The 18,859-nt window shown below is 74.7% G+C and carries 19 protein-coding genes; 12 read left to right on the forward strand and 7 right to left on the reverse strand.

Going from position 1 to position 18,859, the window contains the following annotated elements:
• Positions 1-12: 12 nt before the first annotated feature.
• Positions 13-1,557 (forward strand): bifunctional phosphatase PAP2/diacylglycerol kinase family protein, encoded by a 1,545-nt coding sequence (locus tag AC2TEW_RS24305; protein WP_484625462.1) that lies wholly within the window; start codon positions 13-15, stop codon positions 1,555-1,557.
• 26 nt (positions 1,558-1,583) lie between these two features.
• Positions 1,584-2,369 (forward strand): DNA-formamidopyrimidine glycosylase family protein, encoded by a 786-nt coding sequence (locus AC2TEW_RS24310; protein WP_484625463.1) that lies wholly within the window; start codon positions 1,584-1,586, stop codon positions 2,367-2,369.
• A 36-nt stretch (positions 2,370-2,405) separates the two neighbouring features.
• On the opposite strand, the gene AC2TEW_RS24315 is transcribed toward AC2TEW_RS24310, so the two are convergent.
• Positions 2,406-3,035, reverse strand: a complete 630-nt coding sequence (locus tag AC2TEW_RS24315) for a nucleoside/nucleotide kinase family protein (RefSeq protein WP_484625464.1) — start codon at positions 3,033-3,035, stop codon at positions 2,406-2,408.
• 98 nt (positions 3,036-3,133) lie between these two features.
• On the opposite strand from AC2TEW_RS24315, the gene AC2TEW_RS24320 reads away from it, so the two are divergent.
• The 6 genes from AC2TEW_RS24320 (at position 3,134) to AC2TEW_RS24345 (ending at position 8,430) form a co-directional block, all read left to right on the forward strand.
• On the forward strand, positions 3,134-3,670 hold the full coding sequence (locus AC2TEW_RS24320; RefSeq protein ID WP_484625465.1) for an HD domain-containing protein: 537 nt from the start codon (positions 3,134-3,136) through the stop codon (positions 3,668-3,670).
• Between the two features lie 152 nt (positions 3,671-3,822).
• A complete protein-coding gene (locus tag AC2TEW_RS24325) occupies positions 3,823-3,993 on the forward strand; it encodes a hypothetical protein (protein WP_158515678.1) in 171 nt (56 codons plus the stop codon).
• The gene (locus AC2TEW_RS24330; RefSeq protein ID WP_484625466.1) at positions 3,990-4,310 is read left to right on the forward strand and encodes a dsRBD fold-containing protein; all 321 of its coding nucleotides are present in this window, start codon (positions 3,990-3,992) and stop codon (positions 4,308-4,310) included. The genes AC2TEW_RS24325 and AC2TEW_RS24330 overlap by 4 nt, the downstream gene beginning before the upstream one ends.
• A gap of 173 nt (positions 4,311-4,483) precedes the next feature.
• On the forward strand, positions 4,484-6,295 hold the full coding sequence (locus AC2TEW_RS24335) for a serine/threonine-protein kinase (protein WP_484625467.1): 1,812 nt from the start codon (positions 4,484-4,486) through the stop codon (positions 6,293-6,295).
• 13 nt (positions 6,296-6,308) lie between these two features.
• Positions 6,309-7,745, forward strand: coding sequence for a hypothetical protein (locus tag AC2TEW_RS24340; protein WP_484625468.1), 1,437 nt, complete (start codon positions 6,309-6,311; stop codon positions 7,743-7,745).
• A 370-nt stretch (positions 7,746-8,115) separates the two neighbouring features.
• Entirely contained in the window at positions 8,116-8,430 is a 315-nt protein-coding gene (locus AC2TEW_RS24345; protein WP_484625469.1) for a hypothetical protein, read from the forward strand.
• An 88-nt stretch (positions 8,431-8,518) separates the two neighbouring features.
• On the opposite strand, the gene AC2TEW_RS24350 is transcribed toward AC2TEW_RS24345, so the two are convergent.
• On the reverse strand, positions 8,519-8,905 hold the full coding sequence (locus tag AC2TEW_RS24350) for a hypothetical protein (protein ID WP_484625470.1): 387 nt from the start codon (positions 8,903-8,905) through the stop codon (positions 8,519-8,521).
• Positions 8,906-8,996: 91 nt separating this feature from the next.
• The gene (locus AC2TEW_RS24355; RefSeq protein WP_484625471.1) at positions 8,997-9,275 is read right to left on the reverse strand and encodes a hypothetical protein; all 279 of its coding nucleotides are present in this window, start codon (positions 9,273-9,275) and stop codon (positions 8,997-8,999) included.
• A 391-nt stretch (positions 9,276-9,666) separates the two neighbouring features.
• Between AC2TEW_RS24355 and AC2TEW_RS24360 the strand changes: the two genes are divergently transcribed.
• Positions 9,667-10,194, forward strand: a complete 528-nt coding sequence (locus AC2TEW_RS24360; protein ID WP_484625472.1) for an EF-hand domain-containing protein — start codon at positions 9,667-9,669, stop codon at positions 10,192-10,194.
• Between the two features lie 94 nt (positions 10,195-10,288).
• Here AC2TEW_RS24360 and AC2TEW_RS24365 read toward each other — a convergent pair whose 3' ends face one another.
• The 3 genes from AC2TEW_RS24365 to AC2TEW_RS24375 form a co-directional block, all read right to left on the reverse strand.
• Complete coding sequence (locus AC2TEW_RS24365; RefSeq protein ID WP_484625473.1) at positions 10,289-11,062, reverse strand: CHAP domain-containing protein; 774 nt, start codon at positions 11,060-11,062, stop codon at positions 10,289-10,291.
• 116 nt (positions 11,063-11,178) lie between these two features.
• On the reverse strand, positions 11,179-12,852 hold the full coding sequence (gene dacB / locus AC2TEW_RS24370; RefSeq protein WP_484625474.1) for a D-alanyl-D-alanine carboxypeptidase/D-alanyl-D-alanine endopeptidase: 1,674 nt from the start codon (positions 12,850-12,852) through the stop codon (positions 11,179-11,181).
• Between the two features lie 372 nt (positions 12,853-13,224).
• Positions 13,225-13,506: a hypothetical protein gene (locus tag AC2TEW_RS24375; protein WP_484625475.1), complete on the reverse strand. Its 282-nt coding sequence runs from the start codon at positions 13,504-13,506 to the stop codon at positions 13,225-13,227.
• Between the two features lie 145 nt (positions 13,507-13,651).
• Here AC2TEW_RS24375 and AC2TEW_RS24380 point away from each other — a divergent pair, with 145 nt between their 5' ends.
• From AC2TEW_RS24380 to AC2TEW_RS24390, 3 genes are read left to right on the forward strand one after another with little or no spacing between them, the layout of a single operon-like run.
• The gene (locus AC2TEW_RS24380; protein WP_484625476.1) at positions 13,652-16,003 is read left to right on the forward strand and encodes an FHA domain-containing protein; all 2,352 of its coding nucleotides are present in this window, start codon (positions 13,652-13,654) and stop codon (positions 16,001-16,003) included.
• 9 nt (positions 16,004-16,012) lie between these two features.
• Complete coding sequence (locus AC2TEW_RS24385; RefSeq protein ID WP_484625477.1) at positions 16,013-16,537, forward strand: hypothetical protein; 525 nt, start codon at positions 16,013-16,015, stop codon at positions 16,535-16,537.
• Entirely contained in the window at positions 16,534-17,550 is a 1,017-nt protein-coding gene (locus AC2TEW_RS24390) for a serine/threonine-protein kinase (RefSeq protein WP_484625478.1), read from the forward strand. Before AC2TEW_RS24385 ends, AC2TEW_RS24390 begins: the two co-directional genes overlap by 4 nt.
• On the opposite strand, the gene AC2TEW_RS24395 is transcribed toward AC2TEW_RS24390, so the two are convergent.
• On the reverse strand, positions 17,547-18,815 hold the full coding sequence (locus AC2TEW_RS24395) for a streptophobe family protein (protein WP_484625479.1): 1,269 nt from the start codon (positions 18,813-18,815) through the stop codon (positions 17,547-17,549). The two genes, AC2TEW_RS24390 and AC2TEW_RS24395, sit on opposite strands and share 4 nt — an antisense overlap.
• Positions 18,816-18,859: the final 44 nt, after the last annotated feature.

Here is an 18,859-nt window from a genome sequence, read left to right on the forward strand (position 1 = left end):
TAGGCTCGCCCCATGCGAGCGATCATCAGCGACCTCGACCGCAGGCTCTTCGACCGGGTAGCAGTGAGCCGCCTGCGCGGCGCGCACCCCGTACTGCCCAGACTCACCAGGGCCGCCAACCACGGGGTGCTCTGGCTGGGCACCGCCGCCGCCCTCGCCGCCACCGGTGACCGCACGGCCCGCCGCGCCGCGCTGCGCGGCGTCGGCGCGCTCGCCCTCGCCTCGGCGTCCGCCAACATCGTCGCCAAGGGCCTGACCCGGCGCCCGCGCCCGATCATCGACCAGGTCCCCGCGGCCCGGCGGCTGCTGGTCCAGCCCGCCACCACCTCCTTCCCCTCCGGTCACTCCGCCTCCGCCGCGGCCTTCGCCACCGCGGTGGCCCTCGAAGCGCCGCTGCTCGGCCTCCTGGTGGCGCCCGTCGCGGCCGGTGTGATCGCCTCCCGGGTCTACGTCGGTGTGCACTACCCGGGTGACGTGCTGGCCGGCGCCGCCCTCGGTGCCGGTCTCGCCGCCCTCACCCTGCGCTGGTGGCCGCTGCGCGGCACCGAGCCGGCCGCCGCCGCGCCACCGGCTGTCGAGGCGCCGGCCCTGCCCGGAGGCCACGGTCTGACCGTGGTGGTCAACCCCGGCGCGGGCGCCGACGGCCCGGACGGCGCCGTCGAACAGCTGCGCGCCCTGCTGCCCGAGGCCGACCTGCGGGTGGCCGGACCCGACGACGACCTCGCCGCGCTGATGGACCGCGCCGCCGCCGACGCCGCCCGCGCCGGCGGCGCCCTCGGGGTCTGCGGCGGCGACGGCACCGTCAACCTCGCCGCCACCGTCGCCGCCCGCGCGGAGCTGCCGCTCGCGGTCTTCCCCGGCGGCACCCTCAACCACTTCGCCGCCGACCTCGGCACCCCCGACCTGCGCTCCACCGCCGAGGCCGTCGAGGCCGGCAGCGCGGCCGGCGTCGACCTCGGCCGGGTCACCGCCGGCCATGGGGACCACCGGGACCACCGGGACCACAGGGACCACGGGGACCACAGGGACCACGGGGACCACGACACCGACCGGTCCTTCCTCAACACCTTCAGCATCGGCGTCTACCCGGACCTGGTCCGCGTCCGCGAAGCCCACGAGAAGCGGCTCGGCAAGTGGCCCGCGCTCGGTCTCGCCTTGGTCCGGGTGCTGCGCACCGCCGAACCGATGCACCTCAGTGTCTCCGGGGTGCCCCGGCAGCTGTGGCTGCTGTTCGCGGGCAACGGCCCGTACCAGCCGCGCGGCTTCGCCCCCACCCACCGCAGCAGCCTCCAGGACGGCCGGCTCGACATCCGCGCCGTCGACGGCAGCACGCCGTTCGCCCGTACCCGGCTGGTCGGCGCCTTCCTGCTCGGCACCCTGGGCACCTCCCGGGTCTACCGCGAAGTACGCCTGAAGGCCCTCGACCTGACGGACCTCCGCGGGGTCGGCCACTTCTCCGTCGACGGCGAGGTGGTCCCCGCCCCGGACCGCCTGCTGCTGCACAAGTCGCCGCGGGCGCTGACCGTCTACCGCCCCGAGCACCCGGCGGTGCCGTGACGAGCCCGCACGGGAGCTGAGCGCCGATGCCCGAGGGAGACACCGTCTACCGCGTCTGCGCAGAACTGCACGCCGTCCTCGCGGGCCAGGTGCTGACCAGCGCCGACCTGCGGGTGCCCGCGCACGCCACCGCCGACCTCACCGGCCGCCGGGTGCTGGAGGTGGTCCCGCGCGGCAAACACCTGCTCACCCGGATCGACGGCGGCCTCACCCTCCACACCCACCTGCGGATGGACGGCCGCTGGGCGGTCTACCGGACCGGCGAACGCTGGAGCGGCGGTCCGGCGTTCCAGATCCGCGCCGTCCTCGGCACCGAGCGGCACACCGCGGTCGGCTACCGGCTGCCCGTCGTCGAACTGCTGCGCACCGCCGACGAGCAGCGCGCGGTCGGGCACCTCGGCCCCGACCTGCTCGGCCCCGACTGGGACGCCGCCGAGGCCCGCCGCCGCCTCCTCGCCCGGCCCGAACGGCCGCTCGGCGAAGCCCTGCTGGACCAGCACAACCTGGCCGGCATCGGCAACGTCTACGCCAACGAACTCTGCTTCCTCGCGGGCGTCACCCCCTGGACCCCGGTCGGCTCGCTGCCCGCCCTCGACCGGCTGCTCGCCCGCGCCCGCCAACTCCTGGACGCCAACAAGCTCCGGCCCGGCCACATCACCACCGGCGAGACCAGGCCCGGACGACAGCACTGGGTGTACGGCCGCGCCCGCCGCCCCTGCTCCCGCTGCGGGACCCCGCTGCGCACCGCCACCCACGCCCAGGACCGCCCCGCCACCTGGTGCCCGCACTGCCAGCGCGGCCCGGTGGGGTGACCGCGGCGGGGTCGGGCCCGCCCGGGCGCACCGGGGTCAGCGCTCGACCAGCGCCGGGTGCCTCGGGTCGTCCACCCGCACGGTGAGGTCGGCCAGTTCGGCCGGGCCGGTCTCCTCGCGGTAGCGGGCGAAGGCGGGCAGCGTCCAGCGCTCCGACTCCGGGGTGTGCCGGGCCAGTGCCGCGTCGCCCATTGCCAGATGCACCGTCAGCTCGAACGGCAGCCAGCGCCCCAGCAGCAGCGCACCGTCCAGCACCAGCACCCCGCGCGGCGGCAGCTCCACGTAACCGGCCCTGGTGGCCCGGTCGTTGACCGCGTCCCAGAGCGAGGGCAGCACCCGGCCGGTGCCACCCGGCTCCAAGGGGTCGAGCACCTCGCGCAGCAGCCCGCGGTCGTCCAGCCACAGGTCGTGGAAGGCGTCGGCGTCGTGGTGGCCGTACTCCAGCCGGATCGAGGCGGGCCGCAGGAAGTCCGCCGCCGACACCCGCAGCACCGGCCGCCCGAGCAGCCGCAACGGTTCCACCAAGGCGTCCGCCAGCGCACCGGGCCGCGCGGCCGGTGCGCCGTCGACGGCCACCCGGACCCACCGGCCGTCGGCGGGCAGCGCGTTGATGCGGTCGGTCAGCAGCCCGGCCAGCCGCTCGGGGGAGATCGGTGTCACCTGCACCCCGCCATCCTGCCCGATCGGGGATCCGGCCATCGATCCGGATGCTCCGGTTATATTGCGGCCAGGCTGACAGCCGTTCACCTGATGGGGGAGTGCCCGTGTCCGTACCTGTGCCCGCGCCCGTACCTGCGCTCGACCTGGCCGGCGTCGAACGGCTGGCGGCCGAGGCGCACGCCGGCCAGACCGACAAGATCGGCGTGCCGTACGTGGAGCACGTCCGGGCCGTGGCCGCGGGGGTGGCGGCGTTCGGGACCGGCCTGCAGATGGCCGCGCTGCTGCACGACGTCCTGGAGGACACCCCGCTGACCGCCGAGGACCTGCTGCGCGCGGGCGTGCCGTCCGCCGTGGTGGAGACCGTGCGCCGGGTCAGCCGGACCGCCGGGGTCGCCTACCACGCCATGCTCCAGCAGGTCGTCACCGACCACTCGGCCACCCTGCTCAAGATCTCCGACAACGCCCACAACTCCCGGGCCGACCGCGCCGCCGGGCTGCCCGCCGCCGACCGGGAACGGCTCGCCGAACGCTACCGGGCCGCCCGCCGCGTCCTGTGGCCCGCCGCCGCCCCCGAGGACGTCCGCGCGATCGTCTCGGTCGTCAACCCCGACCTGCTGGCGGAGCTGGACGGGCGCGCCTGACCGGCACCCCCGGTCCGACCCAGGCCAGCACTGGCCCGCCCGCACGGGCAGGAGCAGGCTGGAGGCAGGAACGCGCCCGGCCGGTCGCGGGCACCGCCACGGCGGCGGCCCCGCCGCGCAGGGCGCCCCGCACCCGGACCAGGGAGCCTGCGATGTCCGACATGCAAGACAGGATGAACGACAAGGCCGAGCGCGACACCGAGAACGTCCGCGCCGCCGACCCGGAGGAAGGCATCACCTCCTACCAGAACGCCCACGCGCAGGAGATGGCCCCGGCCGAGGGCGACCCGATGGAGGAGACGCAGGAAGGCGGCAGGTCGTGACGGCCGGCTCCGCCGCGGCCCCGGAGCCCCACACCACCGACTGGCAGGTCCGGCTCACGGTGACCGAGACGGGCGACCACACCCGGGCGCACGCCGTCCTGGACACCGGCGGCGCCGGCGGCCCAGGCGGGTCCGGCAGCACCCGGCTGGAGGCGGAGGCCGAGGCCCACCGCAGCCCGCACGACCCCGCCGCACCCGTGATCGGCGACGAACTCGCCGCCGGGCGCGCCCTGCTCGAGCTCGGCCACCGCCTGGTGCAGGCCGGCTCGGTCGCCGCGGAAGCCGCCGAATCGGCCCGCCGCCGCGACGGAGAGTGACCACGAAGCATCCTTGCCGCCGTAGCGCACCAGGGCAGTCAAATCGAAAAACAGTACGCGAAGCACTGGAATCGTGACCTATCATCGCCCGCGGGCCGGAACCCACCGGCCCGCGGCTGCGTCACCCTCGGTGTCCGCAAGCCCATGCGGACCAGACCTCCGGGGGTGGACAGGTGGACGAAGCGACAGGCGCGACCGGCCCCGCCGACGCGCAGCACGACGAGCCCCAGCGGCCCGACGGAACCACCCCGAAGGGCGGAACCGAGCCGCACAACGGCACCGAGCCGCAGCCCGGGCCCGACCAGCACTGGGAACTGCCGGACTACGAGCACCTGCGCGAACTCGGCGCGGGCGCCGCCGGCCGGGTCGTCCTCGCCCACCACCGGGCCACCGGCACGCCGGTCGCCGTCAAGTACCTCTCCGGCAGCAGCGCCGACCACCGGGGCTTCCGCGCCGAGGCCGAACTGCTCGGCGGCCTGCGCTCCCCGTACATCGCCCAGCTCTACGAGTACGTGGAGAGCCCGCAGGGCGCCGCCATCGTGATGGAACTGGTCGACGGCATCTCGCTGCGCGACCTGCTGCGCGCCGAGGGCGCGACCGGTCCCGAGGCCGCCCTCACCGTCCTCAAGGGCTCGCTGCTCGGCCTGGCCGCCGCGCACGGCGCGGGCGTCATCCACCGCGACTACAAGCCCGCAAACGTGCTGGTCGCCGCCGACGGCTCCTCCAAGCTGGTCGACTTCGGCATCGCCGTCCGCAGCGGCGCCACCGGCGCCATCGCCGGCACCCCCGCGTACATGGCCCCCGAGCAGTGGGCGGGCGAGCCCGCCGCGCCGGCGACCGACGTGTACGCCGCCACCGCCACCTTCTTCGAGTGCCTCACCGGCGCCAAGCCGTACGCGGGCACCACCCTGATGGAACTCGCGGTCCAGCACACCGAGGCCCAGATCCCCGCCGAGCAGGCACCCGAGGCGCTGCGCCCGCTGATCCGCGCCGGACTCGCCAAGACCCCGCAGGAGCGGCCCGACGGCGCCGCCCTGCTGGTCGAGCAGCTGGAGGAGGTGGCCGGCGCCGCCTACGGCGAGGACTGGGAGGAGCGCGGCCGCCGGCAGCTCGCCGCGCTGGTCGCCCTGCTGCCGCTGCTGCTGCCGTTCGGCGGCGTGCAGGCGGGCGGCGGGACCTCGTTCGCCTCCACCACGCTCGCCCCGCCCGGACCGGGTGGCCCCGCAGGGCCGAACGCGGCCGGGGTCGCCCGCTTCGGGCGCCGCGCCAAGCTGGCCAGCGCCGCGACCGGCGTCGTCCTGGTCGCGGGCGCGATGGCCGGGGTGGCCGTGGCCGGCGCCCAGGGCGCGGCCGGTACCACCGACGTGGCGGCCCCCCGGGCGACCACCACCCTCGGTGTCGCCACGCCGACCGGCGACCCGGGCCCGGTGACACCGGCATCCGCCCCGCCCTCCGACTCGGCCTCGCCCTCGGCGTCCACCTCCGCGTCGGCGTCCGCCTCGGCCTCGGCGAGCCCGTCGGCCACCCTCGCCGCGCCGCCGTCGCCCGGAAGCCCGGCCACGCCCAAGGTCACGCCGACGCCGTCGGTCACCAAGCCGACCACGGCGCCCCCGGTCACGGTCACCCCGCCGCCGCCCACGAGCGCGACGCCGACCGTGACGCTCGCGCCGCTGCAGGTGTACTCCAGCACGATGAAGGCCTCCTGCAGCGGCCTGTACGCGGCGAAGGCCGAGGGCACCGTGTCGACCAACGGCACAGGCGCCGGAACGGTCACCGTGACCTGGACGGACGCCAACGGGAAGGTGGTCGGCACCCAGTCGACGCCGCTGCCCGCCGGGAAGACCACCGTGGCCTTCTCGTCGACCCAGTCCTTCGGGACCGCGTCCAGCCTGACCGCCAGGGTCGCCACCTCGCCGGCCGCCCCGCGGGGCAAGGGTGCCGCGCCCGCCACGCTCTACTCCTTCACTTGCAACCCGCCCCGCTGAGAGCAGGACCGGCATGACCACCCACCCCCCGGCCGAGCCGGACCCGACCGCCCGTCCCGGCCGTCCGGGCGACGAGCGCCCCGGCGAGCCCGCCCCGGCGGCCTTCACCCTGGGCCCGGTCCGCCGCACCAAGCCGGCCGAGCCCGCCGCGCCCGCGCCCGCAGAGTCCGCCGAGCCCGTGGAGACCGCGCCCGTGGCGCCCGCCGAGCCTGCGTCGGTCGAGCCCGCGTCGGCCGAGCCTGCGCAGCCGGCGGCCCCGGCCGTACCGGAGCCGTCCCGGACGCCGGAGGCGGCTGCCGGCGCCCCGGACCACACCGTGCGGCTGGTGGTCCCCGCCGACGCGCCGGAGCACACGGTGCAGCTCGCGCTGCCCGCCCCGGGTGCGGCGGCCGCCGCGGCCGCTCCGACCGGCGGGCCCGAGCCCACGGTCCAGCTGGTGATGCCGCCCTCCGGCCCGACCGGTCACCCGGCGGCCGGTCCCGATGCCACGGTGCAGCTGCGCACGGAGCCGACCGCAGGCCCGGCGGCGGATCCGGAGTCGACCGTCAGGCTTCCCCCGAAGTCATTGGTCGCGGACCCGGAGTCGACCGTCCGCCTCCCCCCGAAGTCGTTCGTCGCGGATCCGGAGTCGACCGTCCGGCTCGCCTCGAAGTCGGCGGCGCCGGGCGCAGAGGAGCTGACGGTCCGTCTCGACGAGGAGGGCGTCGCCTCCACCGTCCGTCTGCCGCAGCCTCCCCCGGGAGCCCAGGCTCCCGCACCCGACCGGACGGTCCAGCTCAAGGCCCAGTCGCAGCCGCAGCCGCACACTCCGTCGCAGTCCTCGCAGATGTCGGCCCCGGTCCCGGCGGGCAGTGCCACCTTCCTCGACCCCGAGGTCTGGTCGACCCCCGCCACCGAGCGCACCACGCCGCAGCCCGTCGACCCGGCCGAACCCGGCCCGGGCCAGGACGGCGCCACCCCGCCGGACGGCCTGCGCCGCTTCGGCCCCGGTGTGCCGCCGCAGGCCGCCGCCGTCTGGCACGGCGAGAACCGGCCGCCCGCCGCCGAGCCGCCGCGCAAGCGCCGCCGCCGGTGGCTGCTGCTCCCGCTGCTGGTGATCCTCGCCCTGCTGGCGTACCTGGCCTGGCAGCGCTACGGCCACCCGGTGGTGGTGAAGGCCGTCTCGGTCCAGGCCGACGCGAGCGGACTGACCTGCGACGGCACCCAGGCGATCACCGGCACCCTGGAGACCGACGGCGGGAGCGGCGAGGTCACCTACCGCTGGCTGCGCAGCGACGGCACGGACTCCGGCGAGCTCACGCAGGAAGTCCCGAGCGGCCACCACTCGACCGAGGTGGTGCTGCGGTGGTCGTTCCACGGGCAGGGCACCATGGACGCGACCGCGACTCTTGAGGTTCTGTCACCGGGATCGCAGACCTCGGCCGCCTCCTTCACCTACACCTGCCGCTGACGGCCCGCACCCGGACCGCCCCGCTGTCACCCTGCGCCACGCGGGGTGGCCGGGGCGGTCCGTGGTTCGTGCGTGGTGGAGCGGTCGGCGTGATCCGCCGTCATCGGGGGAACCGCCGAAGGTGACGGAATGTGCCCGGATTCGATCCGGACGCGGTTTCGCCGGTGATTCAAAGTCCTGGAGGCGCGTTTTCCGCGGGCCTTCAGGAAGTGGCAAACCCGGCGCGGCCGGTGAATGCGCAACAATTCCCGCGGGAATTTTCCGCCCGCCTGCCCCCGGGTCGGCCGCTGGCGTATGTACCATGAGAAGCAGGGTTGTTGGGCCCATGAACTCCTCGGACGATTACGGACACAGGAGGAGTGTGGAATCAATGGCGATCTCACATCGGCAGTTCTTCCGCCAACTCAAGGGCAGAGTCCCGATCAATGTGAATCTGAGCGGATTCGACATCACCCGCAGATCCCCGATCCTGGTCACCGCCGCCCCGTGCAGTCTGGGCAACGGCTTCTTCGACCCGGACGTCAGGCTGAACGTGCACGGCCCGGAGATCCGCGTGACGAACGTCGTCCCGCACGGACCCGAGCCCGACACCGGCGGTGTCGAGTTCATCCTCGACGTCGACGACCTGACGGATGTGGCCGTCACCATCACGGTGTTCGAACCGTGGAGCAGCTTCTCGATCTAGCAGGCCCGGGAGAGCACTGGAGACGCAGGAGGTCCACACCGCGTGGCCCGGTCCGGTACCGCGCCGCGCGGCCTCCCGGCCGTAGCCGTCAGGGCCCCGGCCACTCGACGGCGCCGCGCCGCACCACCACCGGTCCGGCGAGGGTGCTCTGCAGTGACCGCAACTGCCCGACCACCACCGGGCCGGGGATGCCCGTGAGTTCGGCCAGCCGGCACAGCAGGCTGCCCAGCGCGCCGAACTCCCCGGTGTCCACGTCCCGGTGAGCCGTCATGGCCCAGCCGTCGGCCGTCGGCGTCAGCGCGCCCCGGTCCGCCAGCAACGGCCGTGGCCCACCGGGCGCCCCGTCCGCCTCGAGCGGTCCGGCGAGCCCCGAGCCGTCACCGAGCCCCAAGCAGTCACGCAGCTCGGCCAGTTCGGCGTCGCGCAGGGTACCCGGCAGGCGGACGGACAGCGTCAGCTCGTACGTGTCGCTCACGCACCGCAGCCTAATGCGGTGCGACAACCGCCCGCCGGGGAACGCCGGGACGGGTAACGCGGGACGGGACAGGGGGGGGCGGATCGGGGGGTCAGTGGCTGCCGGACAGTTGGCAGACGAGGCGGCCGGGCTGCTGCGGATCGCTGCCGGTGTGGCCGGGCCGGACCGGAACCGCGTTCGGCGCGGGCACGGCGGACCGGGTCAGGGCCCGGCACTGTGCCACCTCGGCGGGGGCGACGGTGACCGCACCTGCGGGGTGCACCCCGAGGGCGAGCCCGAATCCGCCGATCAGCAGGGCTGACAGGGCGACAGTTCGGGGGCGGCGGGAACGGTGGGGGCGGCGGGCACGGCGGGGACGGTCGAGCGGCATGACACTCCTCGGTCCTGGTGGCCGGGCAGGGGTACCCGGCATCACTCACGGTTGCCATCGTGCGCGGTTCCGTTACTCAGCGCCACCAGTGCACGCCTGGTCGAGCGAATACGAACCATCCTGTCGAGGGTGTCGCTCCGGTCGGGCTCGTCGGGGGCGGGTATCCCGATCCGATTGGTCGGATCACCCGCCGATCCGACTACTCCGCCCTGTCGGTGACGTTCCTTGACCGCATTGTTCGTGGCCGAAAGGATGGCGCCGGGCGGGAAGCAACAGTCGCTCCAGGGGCAGGTCCGGCCCTGCGGACGCACTCCCACCCCTCCTTCCGGGCGCCCGTACCCCCCGCGCGCCGGGTGCCGACTCCCGACTCCCCTCGGAAAGGCGCACGCCGATGGCAGGCAGCATCCAGGAGCGCAAGCTCCACCGTCAGTTCGAGCTGCTCGATCTGGACGGCAACGGCTTCATCGAGCAGAAGGACGTGGCGGAGTTCGTCGAGCGGATCACCGAGGCCGCCGGCGCCGAGGGCACCCCGCAGGGCGAGGCCATGCGCCAAGGCGCCGAGCGGCTCTGGCAGCAACTGCAGCAGGCCTTGGACACCGACGGCGACCAGCGCATCAGCCGGGACGAGTTCGTCAGCTCGGCCGACCTGCACGCGGTGATGACCGAGGCGATCAAGCTCGGTGCGGCGGCCTTCGACGTCACCGACACCGACGGGGACGGCCGGATCAGCCTCCAGGAGTGGATCCGGATGGACCAGAAGCTCGGGGTGCTGCGCGGCGACAGCGAACAGGGGTTCAAGCGCCTCGACCAGGACGGCGACGGTTACCTCAGCCGGGCCGAATACGTCCAGGGCGTCGAGGAGTTCTACCGCAGCGACGACCCGTCCGCCCCCGGCAACTGGGCCTTCGGGCGGTTCTAGCCGCGCCCGGGGCTCCCCGGTCCCGGGCTCTGCATGGAGCGTCCCCGGCGGCGGAGTAGTGCTTCCGGCCGGGGACGCTCCGGAACGGGTTCGTTCAGGCCTCCTGCTGGGTCTCCCGGGCGGACTCCGGCGAGGACTGCTGCGGCAGCTCGGCCACCTGCTCCGGCTCACCCTGGACCGCGCCCGCCGCGGTGTCGGGCGCCGTGTCGGCCGACGGCCGGGCGGCCGGTCCGGCCGGGGCGGGGGCACCCTCCGGCGTTTCCGTCGCGGGCTCGTCCTCCGCCCGCGGCGTGGGCAGTCCGGTGACGCCCTCGCCACGGAGGGAGCTGCGGAGGTCGGACTCGTCGGCCTGGTGGCCGAAGTAGGTGATCCCGGCCCGGCCGCGCCAGCCGGGGTCGGCGCAGACCAGGCCCTCGGGGTAGGCGGGGTAGCCGTAGGACTCGACGTAGTCGGAGTGGCGCTGGTAGGTGCGGCGGTAGACGCCGTCGCCGTTGGCCGAGCCGTTGTCGTTGGTGTTGCCGGAGACGACGGTGATGGTGGTGTCGGTGTAGGCGATGCACAGGCCGGTGTGGGTGCCGCCGGGCCCGTCGGGGTTGCCGGGGGCGCCGAAGAACACCTGGGCGCCGATCGCGGGGTAGACGGAGAGCCGTCCGCGCTTCTTGAACCAGGCGCGTCCGACGGAGCAGGAAGCGGTGTTGGGGAAGTAGGCGGCGTTGCCGGTCTCCTTGGCGACGGCTGCCACGAAGTCCGCACACCAGCTCTCGGCGGGCCGCCCCATCTCCTGGGAGAAGCGGTTCCGGTTTCCGGGCCCTTCCCGGTAGCCGATCCAGGTCTTGGCCTTGTCGATCATCGCGCGTGCGCCGGGCATGATTCCTCCAAACGGCCGGGCCCTGCCAACGACGGTCGGCAGGGCCCGGTCACGGGAGTGGTGCGCGGACGACCGTTACTCCGGACGGAGGACGGCCGGCCCGCACCCGGCGCTGCTCAGCAGCGGCCGAACAACTCGCAGTCCTCCCAACGGGTACCGCCCGGAACCTCGCTCGCGGGGGCCTCGGTCGCAGCGGGGGTCGCAGCGGAGCGCGCGGCCGGCGCGCCGAAGGACTTCACGCCGGGGGTGCTCGCCGGGGCGCTCGCGGGAGCGCTGCTGGGCGCCGCGGTCGGCGTGCTGCCGGCCGCGGCGGGGTGGCCGCCGGCGAGCCGGACGGCGATGGCGTCGATCACCGGGCGGGGGCTGGTCCCGGCGAAGTTGTTCAGCATGACGGTGAACGCCAGCCGGCGGCCGTCCGGGGCGGTGGCGTAGCCGCTGAGGTTGTCCACGCCGCTCATCGAACCGCTCTTGGCGTGCACGTTGTCGGCGGCGGCGGTGCCGCGCATCCGGTTGGCCAGCGTGCCGCCGACCATCCGCTCCGGGTTTCCCGCCACCGGCATCGCGTCGTACCAGGCCTTGAACCACGGCTTGTCCTGGGCGACCTTCAGCAGCCCGGTCATCTTCGCCGGGGTGATCAGGTCGTAGCGGGACAGGCCGGAGCCGTCGACCTGGCGGCCGGCCGGGCTCTCCAGGCCGTTGGCCTTGAGGAAGCCCTTGACCTGGGCGATGCCGGCGGCCCAGGTGCCCTGGCCGCCCTTGACCTTGCCGAGCTCCTTGGTGAGGTGCTCGGCCAGGCCGTTGTTGCTGATCTTCAGCATCGGGACGATCAGCTCGCCGATCGGCTTGGAGTCGTGGCTGGCCAGCGGCTGCGAGGCCTCGCTCCCGGTGGCGGCGGCGACCGGGCGCACGACCCGCACCCCGTGGCGGGCGAGCGCGCCCGCGAACACCTTCCCGGCGTAGTCGGCCGGGTTCTCCACGGTGGTCAGGAACGAGGCGGGCGCCGAGCCGACGGCGATGCTGCCGGACAGGGCCAGCTCGTTGACACCGCGGCGGCGCTCGACGTCCGCGCTGCTGCCGCTGCCGGCCGCGCCGGTGGTGATCTTCCCGACCGGCTTGACCGGCGCCTCGGCCGGGAACAGCGTGATGGTGGCGTCGTCACCGGCCGCCGCGCCCGGGGTGACGGTGACCTTGACGGTGTCCATCGTGTACTCGGTGTCGGTGGCGACCGTCAGGCCCGAGATCTGCGGGCTGTAGGAGTACGCCTCGTCGTCCCAGGCCCAGCCGGGGCCGAGCGGGGTGGAGTCGTACCGGCTGCCGTCGGCCAGCACCCGGCCGGTGACGGTGGTGATCCCGGCGGCCGAGACCCGGGCGGCCAGGTCGTCCAGGTCCTGCGGGAGCAGGCTCGGGTCGCCGCCGCCGCGCAGGACCAGGTCCCCGACCAGGGTGCTGCCGTGCTTGCTGCCGGTGGTGCGGACCTCGGTGGTGAACCGGTGGTCGGCGCCGAGCAGGTCGAGCGCAGCGGCCGAGGTGACCGTCTTCATGGTGGAGGCCGGGGTCAGCAGGGCGTCCGCCTGGTGCTGGTAGACCACCTGGCCGGTGGTGGTGTCCACGACCTGCACGCCCGCCTGGGCGCCCGCGAGGCGGGCGTCGGCGAGGATCGCGTCCAGGTCGGCGACCAGCGTCGGGTCGGCCGGGGCCGGGGTGTCGGCGGCGGCGGAGCCGACCAGCAGGGAGGCAGCGATGGCGGCCGCGGCCAGTGGCAGGGCACGGCGCTTCAGCTGAGAGGGCAAGACTGCTCCAGGTTCCGGAGTGGCGAGGGGAACGCAACACTCCGCGCCGTGCGCCGGGAACCCGGGCACGGGTCGGCCGCTGCCCCCCGTTTGGCGTGTGCCGGACAGATCATATCCTGACAAACCATCAGTAAAATCCCGGCCGGCCGACCCGCTCACCAGCTACCACGCGCCGGGCGGCGCAGACGTCGCACGCCCGCCCGTCACAGCCGCAACGGCCGCAACGGCCGCGCCGCCATCCTCGGACACGCCCGTAGCGCCCCGGTATCGGCGTCCGGCGGGCGCCGCTGCACGCGGCACCCGCCGGAACCCCCGTCCGCCCGCGCACGCCCCCGCCCGCACGCCCCGCCCGCGGCGCAGCCGTCCGGCCGCTCAGACCGCCTGCGGGGCCACCGCCTCGCTGTCCGCCTTCACGGCCTCCACCAGCCGCTGGTGCAGCTCCCGCGCGGTCGCCTCGTCCGGCGCCGCGACCGGACTGCCCTCCACGGTGAACCAGTCCAGCGCCCCGCTGTACTGCACGGTGAGCCGCGCCTCGCCCTCGATCCACATGGTGTGCACGGTGAGATCGCCCTTGATCACTCCGATCTCGACCGTCCGCACCCCGCCATGGCCCGCCAGAATCCCCTGCGTCGTCCAGGTCGCCCAGGTGTTCACCAGCCCACTCCCATCCGGTGCCGACGCACCGCCTCGCCCTGCCCCCACAGGTACCCACCCTGCGCCGACGGGAGCCCCCTGTCACCCGGACGGCCGCATCGCGCCCCTCGGGCGGGTGGCCCGGGCCCGGACTAGCATCGTCCTTATGGCAGAGCGACAGTTCGCGCTCACCGCGCCGCAGCTGGTACTCGACGCCGACGGCGACACCCGGGTGATGAATCCGGGCCGCACGTACCACGTCGGCCGCGACCCAGCGAGCGAGATCGTCCTCAGTGATCCCCGGGTCTCCTGGCACCACGCCGTCCTGCACGTGGGGGACGGCCACTGGATGCTCGACGACGTCGGATCGACCAACGGCACCTACACCGGCGGCCACCGGGTGGAGCACCTGGACGTCGGACCCGGCAGCGAGCTGCGCTTCGGCAGCCCCGCCGACGGCCCGCGCTGCACCCTCCAGGCGCTGCCCCAGCCGGCCCCCGCCCGCCCCCGCCCGTCCGCCCTGACCTCGATCACCGGCTCCTACCGGCCCCCGACCACGGTCCGGCCGCTGCCCGCCAAGGTGATCAGGATCGGCCGCGCCCCCGACAACGACCTGACCGTCGCCGACCTCTCGGTCTCCCGCTACCACGCCGAGCTGCGCGCCCGGCCGGACGGCGGCTACGAGATCGCCGACCTCGGCAGCCACAACGGCACGTACCTCAACGGCCAGCCCGTCCAGCAGCAGATCGTCGGCGCGCAGGACCTGATCGGCATCGGCCACGCGGTGTTCTGCCTGGTCGGCGACGAACTCCAGGAGTTCGTCGACACCGGTGACATCGACCTCGACGTGGAGGGCCTGACCGTCACCGTCGGGGAGGGCCGCAAGCTGATCGACGGCATCAGCTTCCCGGTCGGCCAGAAGACCCTGCTCGCCGTCGCCGGACCCAGCGGCGCCGGCAAGTCCACCCTGCTCAACGCCCTCACCGGGCTGCGCCCAGCCGACCTCGGCACCGTCCGCTACGACGGCCGTGACCTCTACCGCGACTACGCCGAGCTGCGCCGGCGCATCGGCCTGGTCCCGCAGGACGACATCCTGCACACCCAACTGCCGGTCCGCCGGGCCCTGCGCTACGCCGCCGAACTGCGCTTCCCCGGCGACACCGAGCCCGCCGAACGGGCGGCCCGGGTCGAGGAGGTGATCGGCGAACTCGGCCTCGGCAAACGCGCCGACCAGGTGATCTCCAGCCTCTCCGGCGGCCAGCGCAAGCGGGTCAGCGTCGCGCTCGAGCTGCTCACCAAACCCTCCCTGCTCTTCCTGGACGAGCCCACCAGCGGGCTCGACCCGGGCATGGACCGCTCGGTGATGCAGATGCTGCGCGGTCTCGCCGACGACGGCCGCACGGTCGTCGTGGTCACCCACAGCGTGCTCAGCCTCGACCTGTGCGACCGGCTGCTGCTGCTCGCCCCCGGCGGCCGGATCGCGTACTACGGCCCGCCCGGCGAGAGCCTGGAGTACTTCGGCTTCACCCAGTGGCCGGAGGCCTTCGAGGCGTTCGAGAACGAGACCGAACGGGACTGGGCCGGCCAGTACCGCTCCTCCACCCCCTACCGCCGCTACATCGCCTCCGCGATGCAGCGCCCCGGCGGCCAGGAGCAGCCCGGCCCCGAGGCCCCGCCCGCCGTCCACCCGGCGCCGCCACCGCCCCAGCGCTGGCACCGCCAGGTCGGCACCCTGGTCCGCCGCTACGCCAGCGCGCTGACCGCCGACCGGACCTTCCTCGCCGTGATGATCGCGCTGCCGTTCGTGATGGGCGCGATGGCCCGCGCCCTGGCCGGCAGCGCCCTCACCGTCGACACCGCGCTCAACGCGCTGCTCATCCTGTGCGTCGGCGGCGTGCTCACCGGCGCCGCCAACGCGGTCCGCGAACTGGTCAAGGAACGGACCATCTACCAGCGCGAGAGAGCCGTCGGCCTGTCCAGATCGGCGTACCTCTGCTCGAAGATCATCGTGCTCGGCACCATCACCGTGGTGCAGGCCGTGGTGCTCACCATGGTCGCCCTGGTCGGGGTCAAGCTCAGACCCGACGGCGGAGGCGGCGTGCTGATGCCGCCACTGGTGGAGATCACCCTCGCCGTCGCGCTGCTCTCGCTCACCGCGATGATGCTCGGCCTGGTCATCTCGGCGCTGGTGAAGAAGGAAGAGGTGACCATGCCGCTGCTGGTCCTGGTCGCCATCGTCCAGGTGGTCTTCTGCGGCGCGCTGCTCCAGCTGAACGGCGTCCCGGGCCTGCAGCAGCTGTCCTGGCTGATCCCCTCGCGCTGGGCGCTGGCCGCGATGGCCTCCACCGTCGACCTGCACACGATCGTCCCCGGCGACATCACCGCCGACCCGCTCTTCGCCCACCAGGCCTCCACCTGGCTGATCAACATGGGTGCGCTGGCCGCGCTGGCCGTGGTCTACGGCGTCATCGTGGCCCGGCTGCTGCGCCGGCACGAGCCCGCCGTGATGCGGCGATAGGCGGCGGCGATGGGGAGCCCCTACGAGTTCCGTCCCACCCACGTCGCACCCGCCGAGGGGCTGCAGACCTGGGCCTCGCCCGACCCCTCGCGGCCCAGCATCCGGCTCGATGCGCTGCTGCCCGTCCGGCTCGCCGGGACCGAGGGCAACTGGGCCCGGATCATCTGCTCCAACGGCTGGTCCGCCTGGGTGGACGGCCGGATGCTGGTCGCCCTGCCGCACCGCCCGCCCGGCACCGGGCAGCCGATCGGCACCACCGAGGACCCGCGCCCGCTGCTGGCCGCCCTGGAACACGCCCTCGCCGAGTACCGGCACCTGGTCGACGAGTTCGCCGACGGCCGGATCGACCTGGAGACCTACCACGCGCGCAGCCGCGGCCTGCGGCTCGGCGCCGTCCTCGACGGCACCCAGGCCTGGCTGCTCGACCTCGACCACAGCCGCTGGTACTACTGCGACAGCGCCCAGCTGCAGACCCTCGCCACCGTCGACCCGGGCGGCGCCACCGGCCCGGCCGAGCCCGGGGACACCCCGTGACCACCGCCGCCACGGCCGACCTCACCGGCCACCAGCTGGCCGGCTACCGGCTGGAGAAACTGATCGGCCGCGGCGGCATGGCCGTCGTCTACCGGGCCGAGGACCTGCGGCTCGGCCGGATCGTCGCGGTCAAGCTGCTCGCCCCCGAACTCGCCCGCAACGACGTCTTCCGCCAACGCTTCGCCCACGAGTCCAAGGTCGCCGCCGCCATCGACCACCCGCACATCGTCCCGGTCTACGAGGCCGGCGAGGCGGACGGCCTGCTCTACATCGCGATGCGCTACGTCCGCGGCCGGGACCTGCGCGCCCTGCTGGACCGCGAGGGCCCGCTCGACGTCGAGCAGACCGTCCGGATCGGCGGCCAGGTCGCGTCCGCGCTGGACGCCGCCCACGCCCACGACCTGGTCCACCGGGACGTCAAACCCGGCAACATCCTGGTCGCCGAGGGCACCGACCACGACCACCCCGAACACGCCTACCTGACCGACTTCGGACTCACCAAGAAGTCCCTCTCGCTGACCGGCCTGACCAGCGTCGGCCAGTTCGTCGGCACCCTCGACTACGTCGCCCCCGAGCAGATCTCCGGCAAGCCGGTGGACGGCCGCTGCGACGTGTACGGCTTCGGCTGCGTCGTGTACGAGATGCTCTCCGGCGGGCCGCCGTTCACCCGGGACGACGACCTCGCGCTGCTCTGGGCGCACCTGCACGACGAGCCGCCGCACCTCAGCGAGCGGCGCCCGGACCTGCCGAAGGCGCTCGACGAGGTGCTCGGCCGGGCGCTCGCCAAGGCGCCCGAGGAACGCTACGACGGCTGCCTGGCCTTCATCGCGGCCCTGCGCGACGTGTCGCGCGCCCCCCGGCCGGCCGAGGAGCCGGCCGTCCCGGCCCCGGCCCCCACCGCCGTGGTCTCGCAGCTGATCCCGCCCGAGGCCGTCCCCTCCGCCGGGCAGGACCGGCCGGCGCCCGCGCCGCCGCTCTGGGCCTGGCCGGTGTTCGGCGTCCCCGAGCGCTAGCCGGACCCTACGGGGTGGCGCCGCCGGAGGCGGGGGGCGATCAGGCCGCCGAGGAATCCGCCCGCGGCGCCCCAGCCGACCCCCAGCGCCACCAGGACCAGCAGGTTCGGCCACAGCTCGGTGGCGCCCCGGCCGCCCATGCCCAGCAGCGCCAGGCCGAACGCCGCCGAGATCCGGGTGACCAGCCCGACCACCAGCATCGCCACCGCCAGCGCCACCGCCAGGTGCAGGGCGTGCCGCCACGGCGCCGTCCCCGGCCGGGTGTGCAGCGCCGTGCCGACCCCGGTCAGCAGCACGGCCACCACCGCCAGCGGCAGCAGCAGCCAGGCATGGCCGTCCTGCTCCGCCAGCGAACCCAGGTCGAGGGTGACGTCCTGGTTGGAGCGCAGCACCGCGGCCAGCGGCTCGGGCATCGGCAGCCCGATGGTGTCCGTCACATGGCCGTGCCAGGAGCCGCCGAGGCCGACACCGAGCGCGATCCACGCCAGGTTCGGCAGCGCCAGCGCGATCACCGCCAGCGTCTCGCGCGGGCTCCCGTGCACGAAGACCGCCAGCACCCCGATCACCAGGGCCAGCACCACGTACGCCAGCAGCAGGGTCAGCACGGCGTGCGCCGCGGGCCGCACGGCCGAATGGAAGCGCAGCAGCCGGGCCGGCAGCGGGGTCCGCCGGGACACCGCCAGCGCCAGCGCCAGCACCACCAGCAGCCAGACCAGCCCGAGCCCGGCCGCGGCGCCCGGCTCGACCTTGAAGCCGACCTCGGGTGCGCCGCCGATCAGCCCGCCGATCTCGTCCAGCAGGTCCTCGCCGGTGGAGACGGTGAAGCTGTGCTGCGCGCCCAGGGACACCAGCACCACGGCGACCACCCAGAGCGCCGCCGTCCGCAGGACCCGGCCGGCCAGGTCCCGGCCGCCGACCACGGCGTGCAGCCGCAGCGGACGCAGGAACACCGCCCCGGCGGTCAGCGCGCCGACCAGGGTGACCGACAGCGGCAGCGCCGTGATCCCGCCCTGCGCGGTGGCGACGAACACCGCACTGCCCTCCAACTGGGTGGGCACACCGAGCGCCATCAGCACGGTCGCGGCCACCACCGCCCCGAAGCCGCCGCCCGGCAGGTCGTTGGCGCCCGCCAGCCACAGCCCCAGTGCGGCCACCACGGCCATCACGGCGAGGGCCGCGACCACCGTCGCCAGCGCGGCCAGCCAGCGGTGCAGCTCGCCGGCGGCGGTGACGGAAGGAGCGCTCCGGTGGTCAGTCCGTTGCATGCCGACTCCTGGCAGGCCTGCCCCCCACTGCCCCGGCCGGGACC

This window comes from Kitasatospora sp. NEAU-CNBT7, assembly GCF_057220535.1.

Bases quoted from the DNA above. Each gene is read 5' to 3' on its own strand.
- AC2TEW_RS24305 (WP_484625462.1), top strand. From the start codon at position 13: ATGCGAGCGATCATCAGCGACCTCGACCGCAGGCTCTTCGACCGGGTA.
- AC2TEW_RS24310 (WP_484625463.1), top strand. From the start codon at position 1,584: ATGCCCGAGGGAGACACCGTCTACCGCGTCTGCGCAGAACTGCACGCC.
- AC2TEW_RS24325 (WP_158515678.1), top strand. From the start codon at position 3,823: ATGTCCGACATGCAAGACAGGATGAACGACAAGGCCGAGCGCGACACC.
- AC2TEW_RS24340 (WP_484625468.1), top strand. From the start codon at position 6,309: ATGACCACCCACCCCCCGGCCGAGCCGGACCCGACCGCCCGTCCCGGC.
- AC2TEW_RS24345 (WP_484625469.1), top strand. From the start codon at position 8,116: ATGGCGATCTCACATCGGCAGTTCTTCCGCCAACTCAAGGGCAGAGTC.
- AC2TEW_RS24355 (WP_484625471.1), bottom strand. From the start codon at position 9,275: ATGCCGCTCGACCGTCCCCGCCGTGCCCGCCGCCCCCACCGTTCCCGC.
- AC2TEW_RS24360 (WP_484625472.1), top strand. From the start codon at position 9,667: ATGGCAGGCAGCATCCAGGAGCGCAAGCTCCACCGTCAGTTCGAGCTG.
- AC2TEW_RS24365 (WP_484625473.1), bottom strand. From the start codon at position 11,062: ATGCCCGGCGCACGCGCGATGATCGACAAGGCCAAGACCTGGATCGGC.
- AC2TEW_RS24380 (WP_484625476.1), top strand. From the start codon at position 13,652: ATGGCAGAGCGACAGTTCGCGCTCACCGCGCCGCAGCTGGTACTCGAC.
- AC2TEW_RS24385 (WP_484625477.1), top strand. From the start codon at position 16,013: ATGGGGAGCCCCTACGAGTTCCGTCCCACCCACGTCGCACCCGCCGAG.
- AC2TEW_RS24395 (WP_484625479.1), bottom strand. From the start codon at position 18,815: ATGCAACGGACTGACCACCGGAGCGCTCCTTCCGTCACCGCCGCCGGC.